This window comes from uncultured Comamonas sp. (assembly GCF_964277875.1).
Lineage (GTDB): Bacteria > Pseudomonadota > Gammaproteobacteria > Burkholderiales > Burkholderiaceae_C > Comamonas > Comamonas sediminis.
Window position 1 is genome coordinate 52,726 of record NZ_CAXYJV010000030.1, and the last position, 16,276, is coordinate 69,001.

Annotated in this window: 17 protein-coding genes; 12 read left to right on the forward strand and 5 right to left on the reverse strand. The window is 67.2% G+C overall.

The genetic code is table 11. The features are described 5' to 3' along the window. Nucleotides 1-21: 21 nt before the first annotated feature. The 7 genes from ACHWUQ_RS11135 to rbsD all read left to right on the forward strand — a co-directional run bounded on the left by ACHWUQ_RS11135 (nt 22) and on the right by rbsD (nt 7,537). Nucleotides 22-1,287 carry a YbfB/YjiJ family MFS transporter gene (locus ACHWUQ_RS11135; RefSeq protein ID WP_312462539.1) on the forward strand — a complete coding sequence of 422 codons (1,266 nt, stop codon included), beginning with the start codon at nt 22-24 and terminating at the stop codon, nt 1,285-1,287. A gap of 215 nt (nt 1,288-1,502) precedes the next feature. Then, complete coding sequence (locus tag ACHWUQ_RS11140; RefSeq protein WP_394681160.1) at nt 1,503-2,453, forward strand: sugar ABC transporter substrate-binding protein; 951 nt, start codon at nt 1,503-1,505, stop codon at nt 2,451-2,453. Nucleotides 2,454-2,467: 14 nt separating this feature from the next. Beyond that, nucleotides 2,468-4,057, forward strand: coding sequence for a sugar ABC transporter ATP-binding protein (locus tag ACHWUQ_RS11145; protein WP_312462541.1), 1,590 nt, complete (start codon nt 2,468-2,470; stop codon nt 4,055-4,057). 24 nt (nt 4,058-4,081) lie between these two features. After that, entirely contained in the window at nt 4,082-5,110 is a 1,029-nt protein-coding gene (locus ACHWUQ_RS11150) for an ABC transporter permease (protein WP_373449401.1), read from the forward strand. A gap of 8 nt (nt 5,111-5,118) precedes the next feature. Then, nucleotides 5,119-6,168 carry a LacI family DNA-binding transcriptional regulator gene (locus ACHWUQ_RS11155; protein WP_394681161.1) on the forward strand — a complete coding sequence of 350 codons (1,050 nt, stop codon included), beginning with the start codon at nt 5,119-5,121 and terminating at the stop codon, nt 6,166-6,168. After that, nucleotides 6,165-7,139 carry a ribokinase gene (gene rbsK / locus ACHWUQ_RS11160; RefSeq protein WP_394681162.1) on the forward strand — a complete coding sequence of 325 codons (975 nt, stop codon included), beginning with the start codon at nt 6,165-6,167 and terminating at the stop codon, nt 7,137-7,139. Before ACHWUQ_RS11155 ends, rbsK begins: the two co-directional genes overlap by 4 nt. After that, a complete protein-coding gene (rbsD, locus tag ACHWUQ_RS11165; protein ID WP_239810239.1) occupies nt 7,136-7,537 on the forward strand; it encodes a D-ribose pyranase in 402 nt (133 codons plus the stop codon). Before rbsK ends, rbsD begins: the two co-directional genes overlap by 4 nt. 79 nt (nt 7,538-7,616) lie before the next feature. Here rbsD and ACHWUQ_RS11170 read toward each other — a convergent pair whose 3' ends face one another. The 3 genes from ACHWUQ_RS11170 to ACHWUQ_RS11180 all read right to left on the reverse strand — a co-directional run bounded on the left by ACHWUQ_RS11170 (nt 7,617) and on the right by ACHWUQ_RS11180 (nt 11,129). Further along, nucleotides 7,617-8,888, reverse strand: coding sequence for a HAMP domain-containing sensor histidine kinase (locus ACHWUQ_RS11170; protein WP_312413917.1), 1,272 nt, complete (start codon nt 8,886-8,888; stop codon nt 7,617-7,619). Between the two features lie 28 nt (nt 8,889-8,916). Further along, entirely contained in the window at nt 8,917-9,645 is a 729-nt protein-coding gene (locus tag ACHWUQ_RS11175) for a response regulator transcription factor (protein ID WP_239810241.1), read from the reverse strand. A 128-nt stretch (nt 9,646-9,773) separates the two neighbouring features. Further along, entirely contained in the window at nt 9,774-11,129 is a 1,356-nt protein-coding gene (locus ACHWUQ_RS11180) for an AmpG family muropeptide MFS transporter (protein ID WP_239810242.1), read from the reverse strand. Between the two features lie 160 nt (nt 11,130-11,289). Between ACHWUQ_RS11180 and ACHWUQ_RS11185 the strand changes: the two genes are divergently transcribed. The 5 genes from ACHWUQ_RS11185 (at nt 11,290) to cysC (ending at nt 14,627) form a co-directional block, all read left to right on the forward strand. Beyond that, entirely contained in the window at nt 11,290-11,991 is a 702-nt protein-coding gene (locus ACHWUQ_RS11185; protein ID WP_394681163.1) for a helix-turn-helix domain-containing protein, read from the forward strand. 78 nt (nt 11,992-12,069) lie between these two features. Next, complete coding sequence (locus ACHWUQ_RS11190) at nt 12,070-13,014, forward strand: DMT family transporter (protein ID WP_394681164.1); 945 nt, start codon at nt 12,070-12,072, stop codon at nt 13,012-13,014. A gap of 89 nt (nt 13,015-13,103) precedes the next feature. Beyond that, nucleotides 13,104-13,457 carry a DUF6916 family protein gene (locus ACHWUQ_RS11195; protein ID WP_312525964.1) on the forward strand — a complete coding sequence of 118 codons (354 nt, stop codon included), beginning with the start codon at nt 13,104-13,106 and terminating at the stop codon, nt 13,455-13,457. Then, nucleotides 13,447-13,965 (forward strand): GNAT family N-acetyltransferase, encoded by a 519-nt coding sequence (locus tag ACHWUQ_RS11200; protein ID WP_394681165.1) that lies wholly within the window; start codon nt 13,447-13,449, stop codon nt 13,963-13,965. The genes ACHWUQ_RS11195 and ACHWUQ_RS11200 overlap by 11 nt, the downstream gene beginning before the upstream one ends. Beyond that, nucleotides 13,962-14,627: an adenylyl-sulfate kinase gene (gene cysC / locus ACHWUQ_RS11205; RefSeq protein WP_394681166.1), complete on the forward strand. Its 666-nt coding sequence runs from the start codon at nt 13,962-13,964 to the stop codon at nt 14,625-14,627. Before ACHWUQ_RS11200 ends, cysC begins: the two co-directional genes overlap by 4 nt. Here the strand turns inward: cysC and ACHWUQ_RS11210 are convergent. Both ACHWUQ_RS11210 and ACHWUQ_RS11215 read right to left on the reverse strand, forming a co-directional pair. Beyond that, nucleotides 14,573-15,115, reverse strand: coding sequence for a tail fiber protein (locus ACHWUQ_RS11210; protein WP_313336029.1), 543 nt, complete (start codon nt 15,113-15,115; stop codon nt 14,573-14,575). The genes cysC and ACHWUQ_RS11210 overlap by 55 nt on opposite strands. Before the next feature lie 20 nt (nt 15,116-15,135). After that, nucleotides 15,136-16,275, reverse strand: a complete 1,140-nt coding sequence (locus ACHWUQ_RS11215; protein ID WP_394681167.1) for a hypothetical protein — start codon at nt 16,273-16,275, stop codon at nt 15,136-15,138. Nucleotide 16,276: the final 1 nt, after the last annotated feature.

A 16,276-nucleotide genomic window follows, 5' to 3' on the forward strand; every position in this document is an offset into this window, starting at 1 on the left:
CATAAACGTCAGGTTCGCACCATGCCACCCTCGGTCAGCTCTTCGGTTTCCCCTTCCTCCTCCAGCGCTTCGCTGCCCTGGAACCAGCGCCCATGGCTGGTGGCCGTGGCGGGCATGGTGGCGCTGGCTTCGGCCATGGGCGTGGGGCGCTTTGCGTTCACCCCGTTGATGCCGATGATGCTGCATGACGGCAGCATCGATCTGGCGCAGGGCAGCTGGCTGGCGATGAGCAACTACCTGGGCTACTTTGTCGGCTCGCTGCTGTGCATGGTGCTGCCCTGGGTAGCCCAAGGCCTGATGCAGCGGCTGCACCCCTCGCGCATGGTGCACTGGTGGCTGTTCATCACCGCCGTGCTGACGGCGGCGATGGCACTGAACTGGCCCGGCGCCTGGGCCAGCCTGCGCTTTGTCTCGGGCGTGGCCAGCGCCGTGGTGTTCCTCAATATCACCCTGTGGTGCATGTCGCAGCTGGCGCATCTGGGGCGGCCGCAGATGGGCGGCCTGCTGTTTTGCGGCCCGGGCATCGGCATTGCGCTGACCGGCCTGGCCACCAGCGCCATGGTGGCAGCCGGCTGGCATGCCGTCAGCGCCTGGCTGGCGTTTGCGCTGCTGGCGCTGGTCTTCTGGCTGATGGTGATGACGGTGGTGCGCGGCCCGCTGGCGCCACCGCCTGCCCATACGCAGACCGGCGCCGCTGTGGCAGCCGCACCCGAGGGCCCGGTCGACCGGCTGCTGCTGACCCTGGCCTACAGTCTGGCCGGCCTGGGCTATATCGTCACCGCCACCTACCTGCCGGTGATTGCGCGCGGCGCGCTGCCCGCCGATTCGGTCTGGCCCGACCTGTTCTGGCCCATGTTCGGTGGCGGCGTGGCACTGGGCGCCTATCTCTCGACCCATTTGCCTACCCGCTGGGACCGGCGCCGCCTGCTGATGGCCGGCTACGGCATCCAGGCCGTGTCCATTGCCATCAGTGCGCTGTGGCCGACGCCGCTGGGCTTTTCGCTGGGCAGCCTGCTGCTGGGCCTGCCGTTTACGGCGCTGACCTTTTTTGCGCTGCAAGAGGCGCGCCGCATCTGGCCGAGCGCGCTCAGCAGCTTTCCGGGTCTGCTGACGGCGGCCTACGGCTTGGGCCAGATCGTAGGCCCGCCGATGGTCGCCTGGATGCTGGCCCACAGCGCGAGCACCCAGCAGGGCTTTGCCTATGGCCTGGCGGCCGCAGGCGCTGCACTGGTGTTGGGGATCGTGATTCTGGCGGCCATGGTCTGGCGCCATCCGCACCAGGGCTGAGCCGCTGAAAGGCCGCCTGCAGGCAGCCGTAGCGGGTTGCCCAAGCGGGTGCCGCCGAAGCATTTGCCCGGCATGACCCACTCGTGAAATCTTGTTTGACCTTCGGGTAAACTCCGGGGCGCAAACGTTTGCGCCCATGCAAACATGCGGCATCTCGCGGCTACTGCTGTGGATGGCACCGCGCGATGCACAACAATCCTTCGGAGACTTATCTCATGCGCTTTACCCGCCGTACCCTGACTGCTGCGCTGGCTTTGGCCACCGTGGCTGGTTTTTCCCACCAAGCCGTTGCGGCTGATAAGCCCAAAGTGGCGCTGGTGATGAAATCGCTGGCCAACGAGTTCTTCCGCACGATGGAAGACGGCGCCAAGGCGCACCAGAAGGCCAATGCCGCCCAGTACACCTTGGTGGCCAATGGCATCAAGGACGAGACCGACACGGCCGCGCAGATCAAGATGGTCGAGCAGATGGTGGCCCAGCGCGTGCAGGCCATCGTGATCGCCCCGGCGGACTCGAAGGCCCTGGTGTCGGTGCTGAAAAATGCGGCAGACAAGGGCGTGCTGATCGTCAACATCGACAACAAGCTCGATGCCGACGCGCTCAAGAGCAAGGACCTGAACGTGCCTTTCGTGGGTCCGGACAACCGTGCCGGCGCCAAGCTGGTGGGCGATTTCCTGGGCAAGCAGCTGCAGGCCGGTGACAAGGTGGGCATCGTCGAAGGCGTCTCGACCACCTTCAACGCCCAGCAGCGCACGCTGGGCTTCCAGGATGCGATGAAGGCCGCTGGCGCCAACGTGGTCAGCCTGCAGTCGGGCCAGTGGGAAATCGACAAGGGCAACACGGTGGCCGCCGGCATGCTGCGCGAGCACCCTGATCTGAAGGCGATCATGGCAGGCAACGACAGCATGGCGCTGGGCGTGGTCGCAGCGGTGAAGGCCGCCGGCCGCACCGGCAAGGTGCAGGTCGTGGGCTATGACAATATCGCCGCCATCAAGCCCATGCTGAAGGACGGCCGCGTGCTGGCCACCGCCGACCAGTACGCTGCCAAGCAGGCTGTGTTCGGCATCGAGATCGCCCTCAAGGCGCTGGCCGAGAAGAAAAAGCAGAACGAGCTGCCCGCTGAAGTCAAGACCGATGTGTCCTTGGTGACCAAGGACAGCAAGTAATCACGGCGCACCCCATGGCTACGACTGAGGCGCAAGGCGCCGGCACGCCACGCGTGCGTTTGCAGCAGATCGGCAAAGCCTACTCCGGCACCCTGGTGCTGGAGGGCGTGAGCCTGGATCTGCAGGCGGGCGAAGTGATGGCGCTGACCGGTGAAAACGGCGCGGGCAAGAGCACCTTGTCCAAGATTCTGTGCGGGTTGGTGGATCCATCGCAGGGGCAGATGCAGCTCGATGGCAAGCCCTTTGCCCCCGCGTCGCGGCGCGAAGCCGAGCGCCTGGGCGTGCGCATGGTGATGCAAGAGCTGGGCCTGGTGGCTACCTTGACGGTGGCCGAGAACCTGCTGCTCGGCCAGCTCCCCCACAGGCTCGGCTGGCTGGACCATGCGGCGATGCGGGCGCTGGCCCGCACCCAGCTGGCCAAGATCGGCATGGAGCATATCGATCCGGACACCCCCGTCTCGCAGCTGGGCATTGGCCAGCAGCAGATGGTGGAGATCGCCCGTAACCTGCAGGAGGGCACGCGGGTGCTGGTGCTCGATGAGCCCACCGCAATGCTCACGCTCAAGGAAACCGAGCACCTGTTCACACAGATTGCACTGCTCAAGGAGCGCGGTGTGGCGCTGGTCTATGTGTCGCACCGGCTCGAAGAGCTGCAGCGCATCGCCGACAAGGTGGCCGTGCTGCGCGATGGCCGCCTGGTCGATGTGCGGCCCATGCAGGGCGTGCAGGAGCATGAGCTGGTCGAGCGCATGGTGGGCCATGCGGTGCAGGACAACGAAGGCCGGCCGCGCCGCGCGCGTGGTGCGCTGCGCCTGTCTGCCAAAAATCTGCAGCGCGGCGCGCAGGTGCGCGGCGTCAGTCTGTCGCTCTATGCGGGCGAGATCATGGGCCTGGCGGGCCTGGTCGGCTCGGGCCGTACCGAGCTGGTGCGCCTGCTGTTTGGCGCAGACCGCGCCGAGCACGGCGAAATCAGCCTGCATGCCGCTGGCAGCCCCGCGCCCACGCAGACGGTGGCGCCCAACTGGAACAGCCCCGTGCAGGCGATCCGGGCCGGTATCGGCCTGGTGACCGAAGACCGCAAGTCGCAAGGCCTGCTGCTGTCCCAGTCGATCCGCGCCAACACCACCTTGGCGGGCATGCACAAGATTGCACGCGGCGGCTGGCTGCAGCGCGCGCAGGAGAGCGAAGTGGCCCGCCATTTTGTCGAGCGCCTGCGCATCCGCTCGCGCAGCGCCGAGCAGGCCGTCTCCACGCTGAGCGGTGGCAACCAGCAAAAGGTGGTGTTTGCCCGCTGGCTGCACCAGCCCTGTGATGTGCTGCTGCTCGATGAGCCTACACGCGGCGTCGATGTGGGCGCGCGCGCCGACATCTACCACGAGATCGACCGCATGTGCGATGACGGCAAGGCCGTGCTGATGGTCTCCAGCGACCTGCGGGAGCTGATGGCCATGTGTGACCGCATTGGCGTGATGCACGATGGCGAGCTGGTGGCCGTGTTCGAGCGCGGCCAGTGGAGCGACCAGCAGTTGCTGGCCGCCGCTTTTGGCAATGTGGATGAAGCCCCATCGGCCCACGCCGCAGCACAGGCTGCAACCCCCGAATAAAAGAGCAGGCAAGAGGACCAAGCCATGACTACCCCCCTTTCCGCGCGCGCCAGCGCGCCTACGCCGTCGGCTGCAGCGGCTGCCAGCGCCGCCTCGCAGGCGTCTTCGGGCCGCATGCAGGCCTGGGGCACCTATGTGGGCCTGTTTCTGGTGCTCGCCGCGATGGTCGCGCTGTTCAGTTTCCTCAGCGAGTATTTCTGGAGCACCGAGACCTTTGTCACCATCGCCAATGAGATCCCCGCGCTGGCGGTGATGGCCGTCGGCATGACCTTTGTGCTGATCCTGGCGGGCATTGACCTGTCGGTGGGTTCGGTGCTGGCGCTGTCGGCGGCGGTGGCGGCCCAGGCGATTCTGGTCTGGGGCCTCAACCCCTGGGCTGCGGGTGCGCTGGGCCTGCTCTGCGGCCTGCTGTGCGGCGCGGTGCTGGGCTCCATCTCGGTGGTCTGGCGCCTGCCCACCTTCATTGTGTCGCTGGGCATGCTCGAAGCGCTGCGTGGCGCCGCCTACCTGGTCACCGACTCGCGCACCCAGTATGTGGGCGATGCGATCTCGGGCCTGGCGGCGCCCATTGCCGCTGGCGTCTCGGCGGCTTTTGTCATCGCCATCGTGGTGGTGGCGCTGGGCCAGATTGTGCTGACCCGCACCGTGTTCGGCCGCTATGTGGTCGGCATCGGCACCAATGAAGAGGCCATGCGCCTGGCCGGTATCGATCCGCGCCCCATCCGCATCCTGGTGTTTGCACTGACCGGCCTGCTCGCCGGCCTGGCAGGCCTGATGCAGTCGGCCCGCCTGGAGGCCGCTGACCCCAATGCCGGCAGCGGCATGGAGCTGCAGGTGATTGCCGCCGTCGTGATCGGCGGCACCAGCCTGATGGGCGGGCGCGGCTCGGTGATCGCCACCTTCTTTGGTGTGCTGATCATCGCGGTGCTGGAAGCGGGCCTGGCCCAGATCGGCGCCAGCGAGCCGGCCAAGCGCATCATCACCGGCGCGGTGATCGTCGTGGCCGTGATCATCGACACGGTGCGCCAGCGCCGTGCCGCACGCCGGGCCTGACGGTGGTGATGAGCAGCATCAAGGACGTGGCGCGCCTGGCGGGCGTGTCCGTCACCACGGTCTCGCATGTGCTGAACAACACGCGTTCGGTGCTGCCGGCCACGCAGGAGCGTGTGCTGGAAGCCGTGCAGACCCTGGGCTATGTGCCCAGCGCCGTGGCGCGCAGCCTCAAGACCCAGGCCACGCACACCATCGGCATGCTGGTGCCGGACAACTCCAATCCCTATTTTGCCGAGCTGGTACGCGCGGTCGAAGACGCCTGCTTTGCGGCCGGCTATGCGCTGCTGCTGTGCAATACCGACAACGATGCCGGGCGCCAGCAGGTCTACCTGGATGTGCTGTCGCAAAAGCGGGTCGATGGCCTGATCGTGGCCTCCACCAGCGATGACGCGCTGATGTCCCAGCACCTGGTGCAGACGGCGCTGCCGATGGTGCTGATCGACCGGGCCATTGCCGGCCTGGAGCGCCCCTGCGTGCAGACCGACCATGTGCAGGGCGGCATGCTGGCCACCCAGCACCTGATGGCCCTGGGCCGCAAGCGCATTGCCTGCGTCGCTGGCCCGCAGGATCTGCAGTCCAGCGAACAGCGCGTACAGGGCTGGCGCCAGGCACTGCAGCTGGTGGGCCTGCCCAGCGATCTGCTGGTGCATGGTGATTTCACCGTCAACGGTGGCTATGTGGCCATGCAGCGCCTGCTGCACGACGGCGGCGCCAACCGGCCCACGGCCGTGTTTGCCTGCAACGACCTGATGGCGATGGGCGCGCTGCGCGCCGTGCATGAGGCGGGCCTGCAGGTGCCGCGCGATGTGGCCGTGGTGGGCTATGACGATATCGAGCTGGCCAGCTATACCCAGCCAGCGCTGACCACGGTGGCCCAGCCGACCCGGGCCATGGCCCAGCAGGCGTTGGCCTGGTTGCTGGAGCGCATCCAGGCCGGCCGCAGCGCCGGCCCGGCCGCCGCTGCCACGCAGATGCTGGTGCCGGCGCTGGTCACCCGCGAGAGCAGCCGGGCGCTGGCCCGGGCTGCCGTGCCGATTGTGAGTGGAGAAACAGTGTGAATGTGCCTATCTTGAGCCAGGCGCCGCGTATCGTGGTGCTGGGCAGTTTGAACATGGACCTGGTGCTGCGCGTGCCGCATATGCCGCGCGCTGGCGAGACCATGCTGGGCCAGTCGCTCAGCCAGGTGCCCGGCGGCAAGGGGGGCAACCAGGCCGTCAGCTGTGCGCGCCAGGGGGCGGCCGTCAGCCTGCTGTCCTGCGTGGGCGAGGACGCCTATGCCGACCAATTGCTCGCTGGCCTGGTGGCCGACCATATCGATGTGCAGCATGTGCAGCGCAGTGCGCGCGATGCCACCGGCGTGGCCGTCATCAGCGTCGATGACAGCGCCCAGAACCAGATCGTGGTGGTGCCCGGTGCCAACCTGCGGCTGCAGGTGACCGGGCCGGTGCTGCGCCCGCTGCTGCAGGATGCCGACTATGTGGTGCTGCAGTTCGAGACCCCTTTGCAGGAGGTGGACCAGGCCTTGCGCAGCGCGCGCGCCGTGGGCTGCAAGACCGTGCTCAACCCGTCACCGGTGCAGCCGCTGCTTGATGCCTGGTGGCCCATGGTGGATGTGCTGGTGGTCAATGAAGGCGAAGCCGCCGAGCTCAGCGGCAGCCCGGTGGACAGCCCCGCAAGCGCCGCCCGTGCCGCGCGCTGGCTGCAGGCCAGGGGCGTGGGCCAGGTGGTGGTGACCTTGGGCAGCCAGGGCGCCGTTTGCTGCGGCCAGCCGGCCGAGGGTTGCGCAGAAGCCGCCGCCCATTGGCACCGCGCGCCCCAGGTGCAGGCGGTGGACACCACGGCTGCTGGCGATACCTTCCTGGGCGCACTCACCGTGCAACTGGCGGCTGGCGCCAGCCTGGACGACGCCACGCAGTGGGCCATCCGTGCGGCAGCCATCTGCGTGACCCGCGCAGGCGCACAGCCTTCCATTCCTTTCCATGCCGAGGTCGCTACCCGCACCGAAGCCAGCCTCTGGAGCCCCGTATGAAGCGTGCCGCGCTGTTGAATATCGAGTTGTCGCAGATCATCGCCGCGATGGGCCATGGCGATCTGTTGGTCATTGGCGATGCCGGCCTGCCGGTGCCCCCTGGCGTGCGCCGGGTGGACCTGGCCGTGGCGCGCGGTGTGCCCAGCCTGGACCAGGTGCTGCAGGCCATCCTGAGCGAGCTGCAGGTGGAAGCGGCCGTCGTCGCCAATGAGTGCCTGGACGGGCCGCAACTGCCGGCCTGGTACCAGCAGCGCCAGGCCGATGGCCTGCCCAGCGCGCCGCAATGCGTGCCGCATGAAGCGTTCAAGGCGCTGAGCCGCCAGGCCGTGGCCGTGGTGCGCACTGGCGAATGCACGCCTTATGCCAATATCGCGCTTAGGTCGGGCGTGGCTTTTTAAGCGCTGACATCCAACGTGCCATCAACAAGGGCCTCTGCTGCAAAGCAAGAGGCCCTTTTTCAATGCGTTCGCCGCTGGCTTAGACGCTGGCCGGCGGCAGGGTTTGCGCAGGCGTGCTGCGTGCCAGCGGTGCCAACGGCAGGCGCAGCACAAAGACGGCGCCGCCGCCCTCACGCCCCTCACAATGCACGCTGCCTTCATGGCGCTCGGCAATCGAGCGCACGAGGGCCAGGCCCAGGCCCACACCGCCATGGCGCTCGCTGGCGCCGGGCATGCGGTAGAAGGATTCAAAAATGCGCTCGCGCTGGTCGGGCGGCACGCCGGGCCCCCGGTCGGCGACGCGGATTTCCGCATACGCGCCCTGCTTGTCCAGGAACAAGGTGATCGGGCCCTGGGAGTAGCGGCGGGCGTTTTCCAGCAGGTTGCGCACCGCGCGGCGCAGCAGCTTGGCAATGCCACGCACCTCGATCGCATCGCCATGCATGTCGGCCACTTCCAGGTCGGCCTCCACCCGTGCGCACTCTTCGGCGCACAGACCGATGATGTCGATCATCTCGGCGGTGCCCACATCGGCCTCGCGCGCACCGAGACGGCTGGCCAGCAGAATTTCGTCCACCAGCTGGTCCAGTTCGGCGATATTGCGCTGGATCTCCTGCTTGAACGTGGGCGAGGGCTTCTCGCCCATCAGCTCCACGCCCATGCGGATGCGGGTCAGCGGGCTGCGCAGCTCATGCGAGGAGTTGGCCAGCAGCGATTTGTGCGATTGCACCAGCGCCTCGATGCGGGCGGCTGCGGCATTGAACTGCTCGGCCAGGTCGCTGACCTCGTCATTGCCGCGCACATCGACGCGCACCGACAGGTCGCCATCGCCAAACTGCTTGACGCCTTTGCGCAGTGCCTCGAGCCGGCCCATCAGGCGCCGGATGATGGGGAACACGCCCACGACGACGACGACACCGATGAGGCCCAGCATCCAGAAAAAGCCAAACGGCGGCTTGACCCAGAACCACCACGGACCCAGATTGGGCGGCGGCGGGCGGTGGCCTTCGCCCCGGCCGGAGCGGCGCTGCAGCTCCATCTCGTAGGTGCGGCCCTGGTCGTCCTCAATCAGGTACAGCACCAGCTCGCTGGGGTCGCCGGGCTGGCGCACCGCCTCGCCATGCAGCAGCAACGAGCCATCGGCACTGCGGATCAGCAGCTCGCGCGCCGGGGGCTGCAGTGGCGTGGCGTTCTTCTCCGCCGCCGCCTGCCAGGCCCAACCAATCACCAGGATCAGCACGGCCACGCCGCCCACCACGGTGAGCCAGATACGCAGATAAAGCCGTTCGGCGAAGTATTTGTACAGATGCATGCGGGCGGCGGGGCGCTGGAGCCAGTCCTCAGTCCTGCTGTTTGGCGAACACGTAGCCGACGCCGCGCACCGTCAGAATGCGGCGCGGGTTCTTGGCATCGGCCTCGATGGCGGCGCGGATGCGGCCCATGTGCACGTCGATGGAGCGGTCAAAGGCTTCGAGCTCGCGGCCCCGCACGGCTTCCATGATCTGGTCGCGGCTGAGCACGCGGCCGGCGCGTTCGGCCAGAGTGACCAGCAGGTCAAACTGGTAGCTGGTCAGGTCGGCGGGCTTGCCGCTGATCGTGACGGAACGGGCGTCGCGGTCGATCTCCAGGCTGCCAAAGCGCAGCACCTGGCTGGCGGGGGCCGCCGCGCTGCCACCATCGACCCGGCGGCGCAGAATGGCGCGGATGCGGGCGAGCAGCTCGCGCGGCTCGAACGGCTTGGGCAGGTAGTCGTCGGCGCCCACTTCGAGGCCGATGACGCGGTCCATCGGGTCGCCCTTGGCGGTCAGCATCAGGATGGGCACCTGGGCGGCGGGGCCGTTCAGGGTGCGAATGCGGCGGCAGACCTCCAGGCCGTCGAGATCGGGCAGCATCAGATCGAGGATGACCAGGTCGGGCGACTGGCCGCTGGCCGGCTCCTGCAGCGCTGCGAGGCCGCTGGCGCCATCGGCCATGTGGCTGACCTGCAGCCCCGACTGGGCCAGATACTCGCTCACCATATTGGCCAGACGCTCGTCATCTTCGATCATCAACAGTTGGTGGGTATGCATGGCAGTCATGGTTATGGGCGGGAGGACCCGCAGATTTTGCTATAGGGGCGATCGTGGCACGCCGGGGTCGCGCCGGATTGTCCCTGCCGTAAAGTTTGGTAAACCGCGCATCGGCCGTGCCAAGCGGGTCAGGGCCTGCCGGGCACGGGCCTGATGCGCGACGCCAGCCAGACCAGCACCAGCACCGGCAACCCCAGCAGTGCCGTCGACACAAAGAACTGCGCATAGCCGAAATGGTCCACATAGACGCCCGAGAAGCCGGCAATCCACTTGGGCAGCAGCATCATCATCGAACTGAACAGCGCATATTGGGTGGCCGAGTAGTTGACGTTCGTGAGACTCGACAGATAGGCGATGAAGGCCGCCGACGCAATACCGCCGGCCAGGTTGTCGGCGGAGACCACCGCAATCAGGCCCACCAGGTCATGGCCACGGGTGGCCAGCCAGGCAAACAGCAGGTTGCTGCCGGCCGACAGCACCGCGCCAAGCATCAGCACCCGCATCACGCCGATGCGCATCGAGATCACGCCGCCGATGAAGGCGCCGACCAAGGTCATGATGACGCCGAAGATCTTGCTGACCGAGGCGACCTCGGCCTCGGTGTAGCCCATGTCGACATAAAAGGGGTTGGCCATGATGCCCATCACCACATCCGAGATGCGGTAGATCGCGATCAAGGCCAGGATCAGCGCCGCATGCCAACCGTAGCGGCCCAGAAAGTCGGCAAACGGGGCGACCAGCGCCTCCCGCAGCCACTGGGCGGCATTGCGAGCAGGGGTCAGCGCCTTGGCCACGGGCTCGGGCGACAGCAGCACGGTGACCACGCCCACCAGCATCGACGCGGCCATCACCAGGTAGGCAAAGCTCCAGGCCTGGCGCTGGTAGTCGCCCGCGCCTTCTTGCAGCCCCAGCGCCACCAGCCACAGCACGCCAGCGCCGGCCCAGATCATCGCGATGCGGTAGCCCGTCTGGTAGGTGGCGGCCAGTGCCGCCTGGCGCTCGGCGTCGGCCGATTCGATGCGGTAGGCATCGAGCGCAATATCCTGCGTGGCCGAGCCAAAGGCCACGGCCAGCGCGCACCAGACCACGTGGTTGAGGTGCAGTTGCGGATCGGCCCAGGCCATGCCCAGCAGGCCGGCGATCACCAGGCCCTGGGCCAGCAGCAGCCAGCTGCGCCGGCGCCCCAGCAGGCGCGTGAGGCCGGGCAGCGGCAGCCGGTCGACCAGTGGCGACCAGACCCATTTGAACGCATAGGCCAGGCCCACCCAGCTGAGGTAGCCGATGGTGCTGCGGTCAATCCCCGCCTTGCGCAGCCAGAACGACAAGGTGCCCAGCACCAGCAGCAACGGAAGGCCGGCAGAAAAGCCCAGCGCCAGCATGCGCAGGCTGGCCGGCTCGGTGTAGACGCGGAACGTGTCCGCCCAGGAGCGGCGGGCGGCAGGCGCGGGAGCGGAAGAAGAGAGGGGCGAAGAGGTGTCGGCCATGCAGACGGAAAGCTGTGCAGTAAGCGGGGCGGCCCGGGCCAGTCCCGGACCATGCGCCAATATACGCTGATCCGCACGGCCAGGCGGGGCAAGCGGCGCAACAGGGAGCAACCGCCAGCGCCTGGCTACACTGTGCGCTATGCACTGATGCACCGCTGCCATGGCCGACCACTCTCACCACCGCTTGCTGGCTCCTGACTACTCTGTTCGCCATTACGAAGGCGAGCAGCAGGCGCACAGCCATGACCATGTGCAGCTGCTGTACGCACTGGCCGGGCGCATGGAGCTGGAGGTCGATGGCAAGGCGGCCTATGTCGATACCGCCAGCGGCGTGGTGATACCGGCCGGCTCCACCCATGCCTACCTCGCGCAGAAGGGCAGTGCACTGGCCGTGGTGGATGTGCCCGATGGCGCAGACTGGACGCAGATGCGCCGCTTTGCCGCACCACCGCGTGACTGGCTGGCCACCCATGCCTCGGCCTTGACGGTAGCCCAGGCCCATGTGGCCTGGGTGCAGCAATCGCCGCAGCTGCTGCTGCGCCGCGCGCTGCATGTGCAGGCCATCACCGCTGCGGTGCGGGCCGATCTGGCCGGCGACTGGCGCACCCCCCAACTGGCGGCCCTCGCGCACCTGAGCCCGCAGCGCTTCCATGTGCGCTGGCTGGAACTGACCGGCAGCACCCCCCAGCAGTGGCTGCGCGACCTGCGCCTGACCGAGGCCAGCAAAGCGCTGGCGGCCGGCCAGCCGCTGGAGACCACGGCGCTGCGCTGCGGCTATAGCACCGCCAGCGCGCTGGCCTATGCACTGCGGCGCGACCGTGGCGTGGGCAGCCGCAGCCTGCGCAAGGGCGCGGCGCGTTGATGCACGGGGCCTGTGGAGCAGCGCAGGCACAAGCGTTTCTCGACATTTGCCCGGGTCCCGCCGCAGCACCATAGCGGTATGACACAGACATCCAGCGGCATGGTTTCCCCTGCACCTTCTTCTATCTTCAGCGCCTCCGCCCAGGGCATTGCACTGGTCGCCATTGCCGGCGTGCTCTGGGGCACCAGCGGCACCGCCCAATACCTGGGGGCGGCGGGGCTGTCGCCGTTCTGGGTGGGTGCGGCGCAGCTGGCGGTGGCGGCGGCCTTCCTGGGCCTGAGCCTGCTCTGGGCGCGGCGCGGCAGCACTGGCAGCCTGGTGCTGCGGCCCCGCCAGGCGGGGCTGCGGCTGTCGTCGTTCTTCTGGGCATCGCTGGGCATTGGCGGCTACAGCGTGTTCTTTTATGCCGGCCTGCAGATGGCGGGTGTAGGCGTGGGTACGGCCGTGGCCATTGGCAGCAGCCCCATCTGGGCGGGCCTGCTGCAGGCGCTGGTGCTGCGCGCGCCGCTGTCGCCGCTGTGGTGGCTGGGCACCTTGGTCAGCGTGGCCGGTGGCGTGGCGATGGTGATGGGCGAGGGCGGCGGCAGCCAGGTCTCCTGGCCTGGGCTGGCGCTGTGCCTGCTCGCGGGGCTGTCCTATGCCGGCTATGCGCTGGTCAACAAGCGCCTAGTCAGCCATATGTCGCCCAAGGTGGTGAACTTCTATGTGTTCAGCGGTGCTGCGCTGCTGGCGCTGCCTGTTGCCGCGCTGTATGCGGGTGCGCCGCAGTGGAGCCTGTCTGCCGTGCTGGTCGTCGTCTACCTGGGCGCTGTCGTCTCGGGCATTGCGCACTTGCTGTTCTCGATGGGCCTGCGCCATATCTCCGGGCCCACCGGAGTGGCGCTGAGCCTCATCGAGCCGGTGGCGGCCTTTGTGCTGGCGGTGTGGATTGTCGGCGAGCACCAGCCCTGGGTGGCCTGGGCGGGCTTGGCGGCGGTGCTGCTGGGGCTGTGGGTGGTGGTGAAGGCGGAGATGCGGGGCTGAAATCCAGGTCACGCATTCGCTGGTGCCGCCCGCAGGCCCAGCGATAGAATGGCGCTCTTGCCCCCATGGACTGCGTTTGCTGCCCCTGTATGACCTTGCCCGAAGCCACTTACCAACTGGATGATGCCGTATGGTCGCGGGTGCTGACGCAGGAGATGGCCAGCCAGCTCCAGGGCCAGTCGCTGGTGTTCCTGGCGGGGGATACCGCAGGGCAGACGCATCAGATTCCGCTGGTGGTGACGGCCTTTGAAACGCAAGGCCGAACGGCCCCAGGCATGGCTGCCTTCCGGCTTAATTTTCAGGGCCCGGCCGCCCCGGTGCTGCCCAGCCAGACCTACCGCGCACGCCATGCGGACTGGGGCGACTTTGCGATCATGGTGTCCGCCACCGGGGCCGATGCGCAAGGCGTGTACTACGAGGCCCACTTCAGCCATGCCCTCTGAGCTGCCTGCGGCGCTGCAGCTGGGCCGCTTGCAGCTGCGCCAGTCTTTGGCGTCGGATGCGGATTTTTTGCGTGTGCTCTACCGCGATGTGCGCAGCGACGAGCTGGCAGTTACCGGCTGGCCGCCTGAGGTCATCGATGCCTTCTGCCAGTCGCAGTTTGATTTTCAGCGTCAGCACTATGGCAGCTACTACCCCGATGCGCTGCATTACCTGGTCGAACAGGATGGCCAGCCGATCGGGCGTTTGATTGTGGAGGACGGGCCCGATGCGTTACGGGTCGTCGATATCTCGCTGCTGGCTGCACAGCGTGGCCAAGGCCTGGGCAGCGTGCTGCTGCGGTGGCTGTGCGACTGCGCTGATGCCCAGCGGCAGCCGCTGGCGCTGAGTGTGGAGCCGCAGAACCGCGCGCGCCATTTATACCTGCGGCTGGGCTTTGTGCAACTGCCAGGCGATGGGCTGTACGTGACCATGCGCCGCGCGCCCACCAAGACGGAGCCTGCCGAATGAACGACCATCCAGAACCCGTGGCCGCCATCTTTCCGCCTGGCCAGGCGATGCTGCCGGCCCAGCGCGCCGCGCTGATGGGCCATGCGCCCTGCTGCATCTGGCTCACCGGTTTGTCCGCCTCGGGCAAGACCAGCCTGGCCCATGCGCTGGAGCGGGCCTTGCACCAGCGCGGCTGCCATACCTATGCGCTCGATGGCGACAACCTGCGCCAGGGGCTCAATGCCGATCTGGGTTTCAGCGCCGAGGCGCGGGCAGAGAATATCCGCCGTATGGCCCATGTGGCGCGGCTGATGGCCGATGCCGGCCTGGTGGTGATTGTGGCTGCCATCTCGCCGTTTGCGGCAGAACGGGCACAGGCGCGGGCCTTGTTTGCGCCGGACGCCTTTGTCGAGGTGTTTGTCGATACGCCGCTGGCTGTGTGCGAGGCGCGCGATCCCAAGGGCTTGTATGCGCGCGCCCGGCGCGGCGAGCTGTGCGACTTTACCGGTATTGACAGCCCTTATGAGCGGCCGCTGCAGCCGGAGCTGCATTTGCAGGGCACGGACCTCGCGCCCGAGGCTGCGCTGGGCGCTGTGCTGGCGTATCTGGACGCGTCTGCGCCCAATGCTCAATTACGCGATGGGAAGAGGCCTGAAACCACAATAATGAAGTTAATTCCCTGATAGGGGGACATTGTCGGGACAGGCTGGGAACCACCAGCCAATCCCGTGGTTGTAGCGCCTGCCAGTGAAACCGGAGTGCCCGCCTCGGCGGCCGGAATGTACTGCGCGTCCCGCTGGTTTGACTGTGCCAGCATCGCGCCGCTAGTCGCTGCTTGCAGCGTGCCGGCCGCGGTGCTTGCCACAGGGGTGGCCAATGTATGGTTATGTATCGGGAGCTGCGAGGAAGTTAAGGTGACATTGGGGCTTCCTCCAACTTGGCCCAGGAGCACATTCTCGGTTCCTGGACTCTGTCCAACACCAATTGGCATCCGGCCACTTAAATTAGGCAGAGCGAAATTGGTTACGCCGTTTCCTCCATAGGTGGTTCCCAGAAGTGAGAACAGGGCGGTATTCTGAGCGATGGAGAGAATCTGTCCATTGCAAAAGGCATAGCCCCTAGGGGCAAAATTTCCCGCAAACATGACTATCTGGCCTAAATACAGTTCCATGGTCGATTCCTTTGACGTTGTTAGGTTTGGAGATAGCCGTTAAGCCATCCGCTGACAAGAGGGGTCATAGGGCGGTTGTGCACGTTGGTGGTCGAGGCGATATCGCGCGAACTGCTTTCGCGTGGACCCTGTCGCACCGCCAATTGCCAACGCTGGCGCAACGCAGCAGCGAAAGGCTGTTGAGCAGGGTTATCAAAGGCAGCCGCAATGCTGTACCCCGCTTCGGCGCCAAGCAAGGCTGCAGCGGTCCAAGGCAATCCAACCCGCTCAAAACGTTGCTTCCAAACCGGCTCCGCCTGAGCGGCGCTGGGCCAAGTGCCAGCAGTGATGGTATTACCGCCGGTATGCACATCCTCCAGCCAAGGCAAGCCAGCCAGTCCCCATGCACCTTGCGACTGGGCATGCGCCTGCCACCAGTGAGCAAAGCGGGCCAACTGCGGACCTGAGTAGAAAGCGACAACGGCATCAGGCCGGTGGCTGAAAACGGCAGTGCGCAAGCCGTCAAATTCCTCGCTCTGTGGCCCTTGGCGGCCCACATGGCGGGCGAGCACCCGTCCACCCAACGCGCGGTAGGCATGCTCGAAGCTATAGACAAAGTCGTAGCCGCCTTCCATATGGCCCACGGCCAGCACGGCCCGTGGGCCTAGCTGCTGGTAGACGGCCTGCGCCAGCTGCGCGGCGCTGCCGCACAGATCCAGGCTGTGGCGCACGACGGCCTGGGGCTGGCCCGGCTTGGCATCGGCAGGCAGATCGGCACCGGTATCGCTGGCCCACAAAGGCAGCCCCCTGGGTTGCGCATGGGCGGCCACCCTGGCTTCGACGGCGGGCGGCATCCAGCCGACAACACCATGCAGTTGGGGCAGCTGGTCCATTGCCGCCGTGATGCTGCGGGCGGCACGGTTGGGGGTGGGCGGGGCTTCCACCCAGTGCAGCTGTACAGCGATCTCCGGCCGCTGGGCCAGGCCCAGCTCCAGGCCTCGGCGGTAGTCCGAGCCCAGAGTGGCCACCTTGTGCGACTGCGGCGCCACGGCCAGCAGCTGCCAGGCCTTGGCCGTTTGCGGGGCCGGGGTGCTGGGCACCAGCGCCTGCGCAGCACTCCAGCCGCCGGTCGTGCTGACGGCCACGCTGGTGGAGGCGAGAAAATGGCGTCTTGGAATCATG

Coding starts and splice junctions, on each gene's coding strand:
- ACHWUQ_RS11200 (WP_394681165.1), top strand. CDS start 13,447: ATGCCCTCTGAGCTGCCTGCGGCGCTGCAGCTGGGCCGCTTGCAGCTG.
- ACHWUQ_RS11150 (WP_373449401.1), top strand. CDS start 4,082: ATGACTACCCCCCTTTCCGCGCGCGCCAGCGCGCCTACGCCGTCGGCT.
- ACHWUQ_RS11210 (WP_313336029.1), bottom strand. CDS start 15,115: ATGGAACTGTATTTAGGCCAGATAGTCATGTTTGCGGGAAATTTTGCC.
- ACHWUQ_RS11180 (WP_239810242.1), bottom strand. CDS start 11,129: ATGGCCGACACCTCTTCGCCCCTCTCTTCTTCCGCTCCCGCGCCTGCC.
- ACHWUQ_RS11170 (WP_312413917.1), bottom strand. CDS start 8,888: ATGCATCTGTACAAATACTTCGCCGAACGGCTTTATCTGCGTATCTGG.
- ACHWUQ_RS11190 (WP_394681164.1), top strand. CDS start 12,070: ATGACACAGACATCCAGCGGCATGGTTTCCCCTGCACCTTCTTCTATC.
- ACHWUQ_RS11135 (WP_312462539.1), top strand. CDS start 22: ATGCCACCCTCGGTCAGCTCTTCGGTTTCCCCTTCCTCCTCCAGCGCT.
- ACHWUQ_RS11185 (WP_394681163.1), top strand. CDS start 11,290: ATGGCCGACCACTCTCACCACCGCTTGCTGGCTCCTGACTACTCTGTT.
- ACHWUQ_RS11155 (WP_394681161.1), top strand. CDS start 5,119: ATGAGCAGCATCAAGGACGTGGCGCGCCTGGCGGGCGTGTCCGTCACC.
- ACHWUQ_RS11215 (WP_394681167.1), bottom strand. CDS start 16,275: ATGATTCCAAGACGCCATTTTCTCGCCTCCACCAGCGTGGCCGTCAGC.
- ACHWUQ_RS11175 (WP_239810241.1), bottom strand. CDS start 9,645: ATGCATACCCACCAACTGTTGATGATCGAAGATGACGAGCGTCTGGCC.
- ACHWUQ_RS11195 (WP_312525964.1), top strand. CDS start 13,104: ATGACCTTGCCCGAAGCCACTTACCAACTGGATGATGCCGTATGGTCG.
- cysC (WP_394681166.1), top strand. CDS start 13,962: ATGAACGACCATCCAGAACCCGTGGCCGCCATCTTTCCGCCTGGCCAG.
- ACHWUQ_RS11145 (WP_312462541.1), top strand. CDS start 2,468: ATGGCTACGACTGAGGCGCAAGGCGCCGGCACGCCACGCGTGCGTTTG.
- rbsD (WP_239810239.1), top strand. CDS start 7,136: ATGAAGCGTGCCGCGCTGTTGAATATCGAGTTGTCGCAGATCATCGCC.
- ACHWUQ_RS11140 (WP_394681160.1), top strand. CDS start 1,503: ATGCGCTTTACCCGCCGTACCCTGACTGCTGCGCTGGCTTTGGCCACC.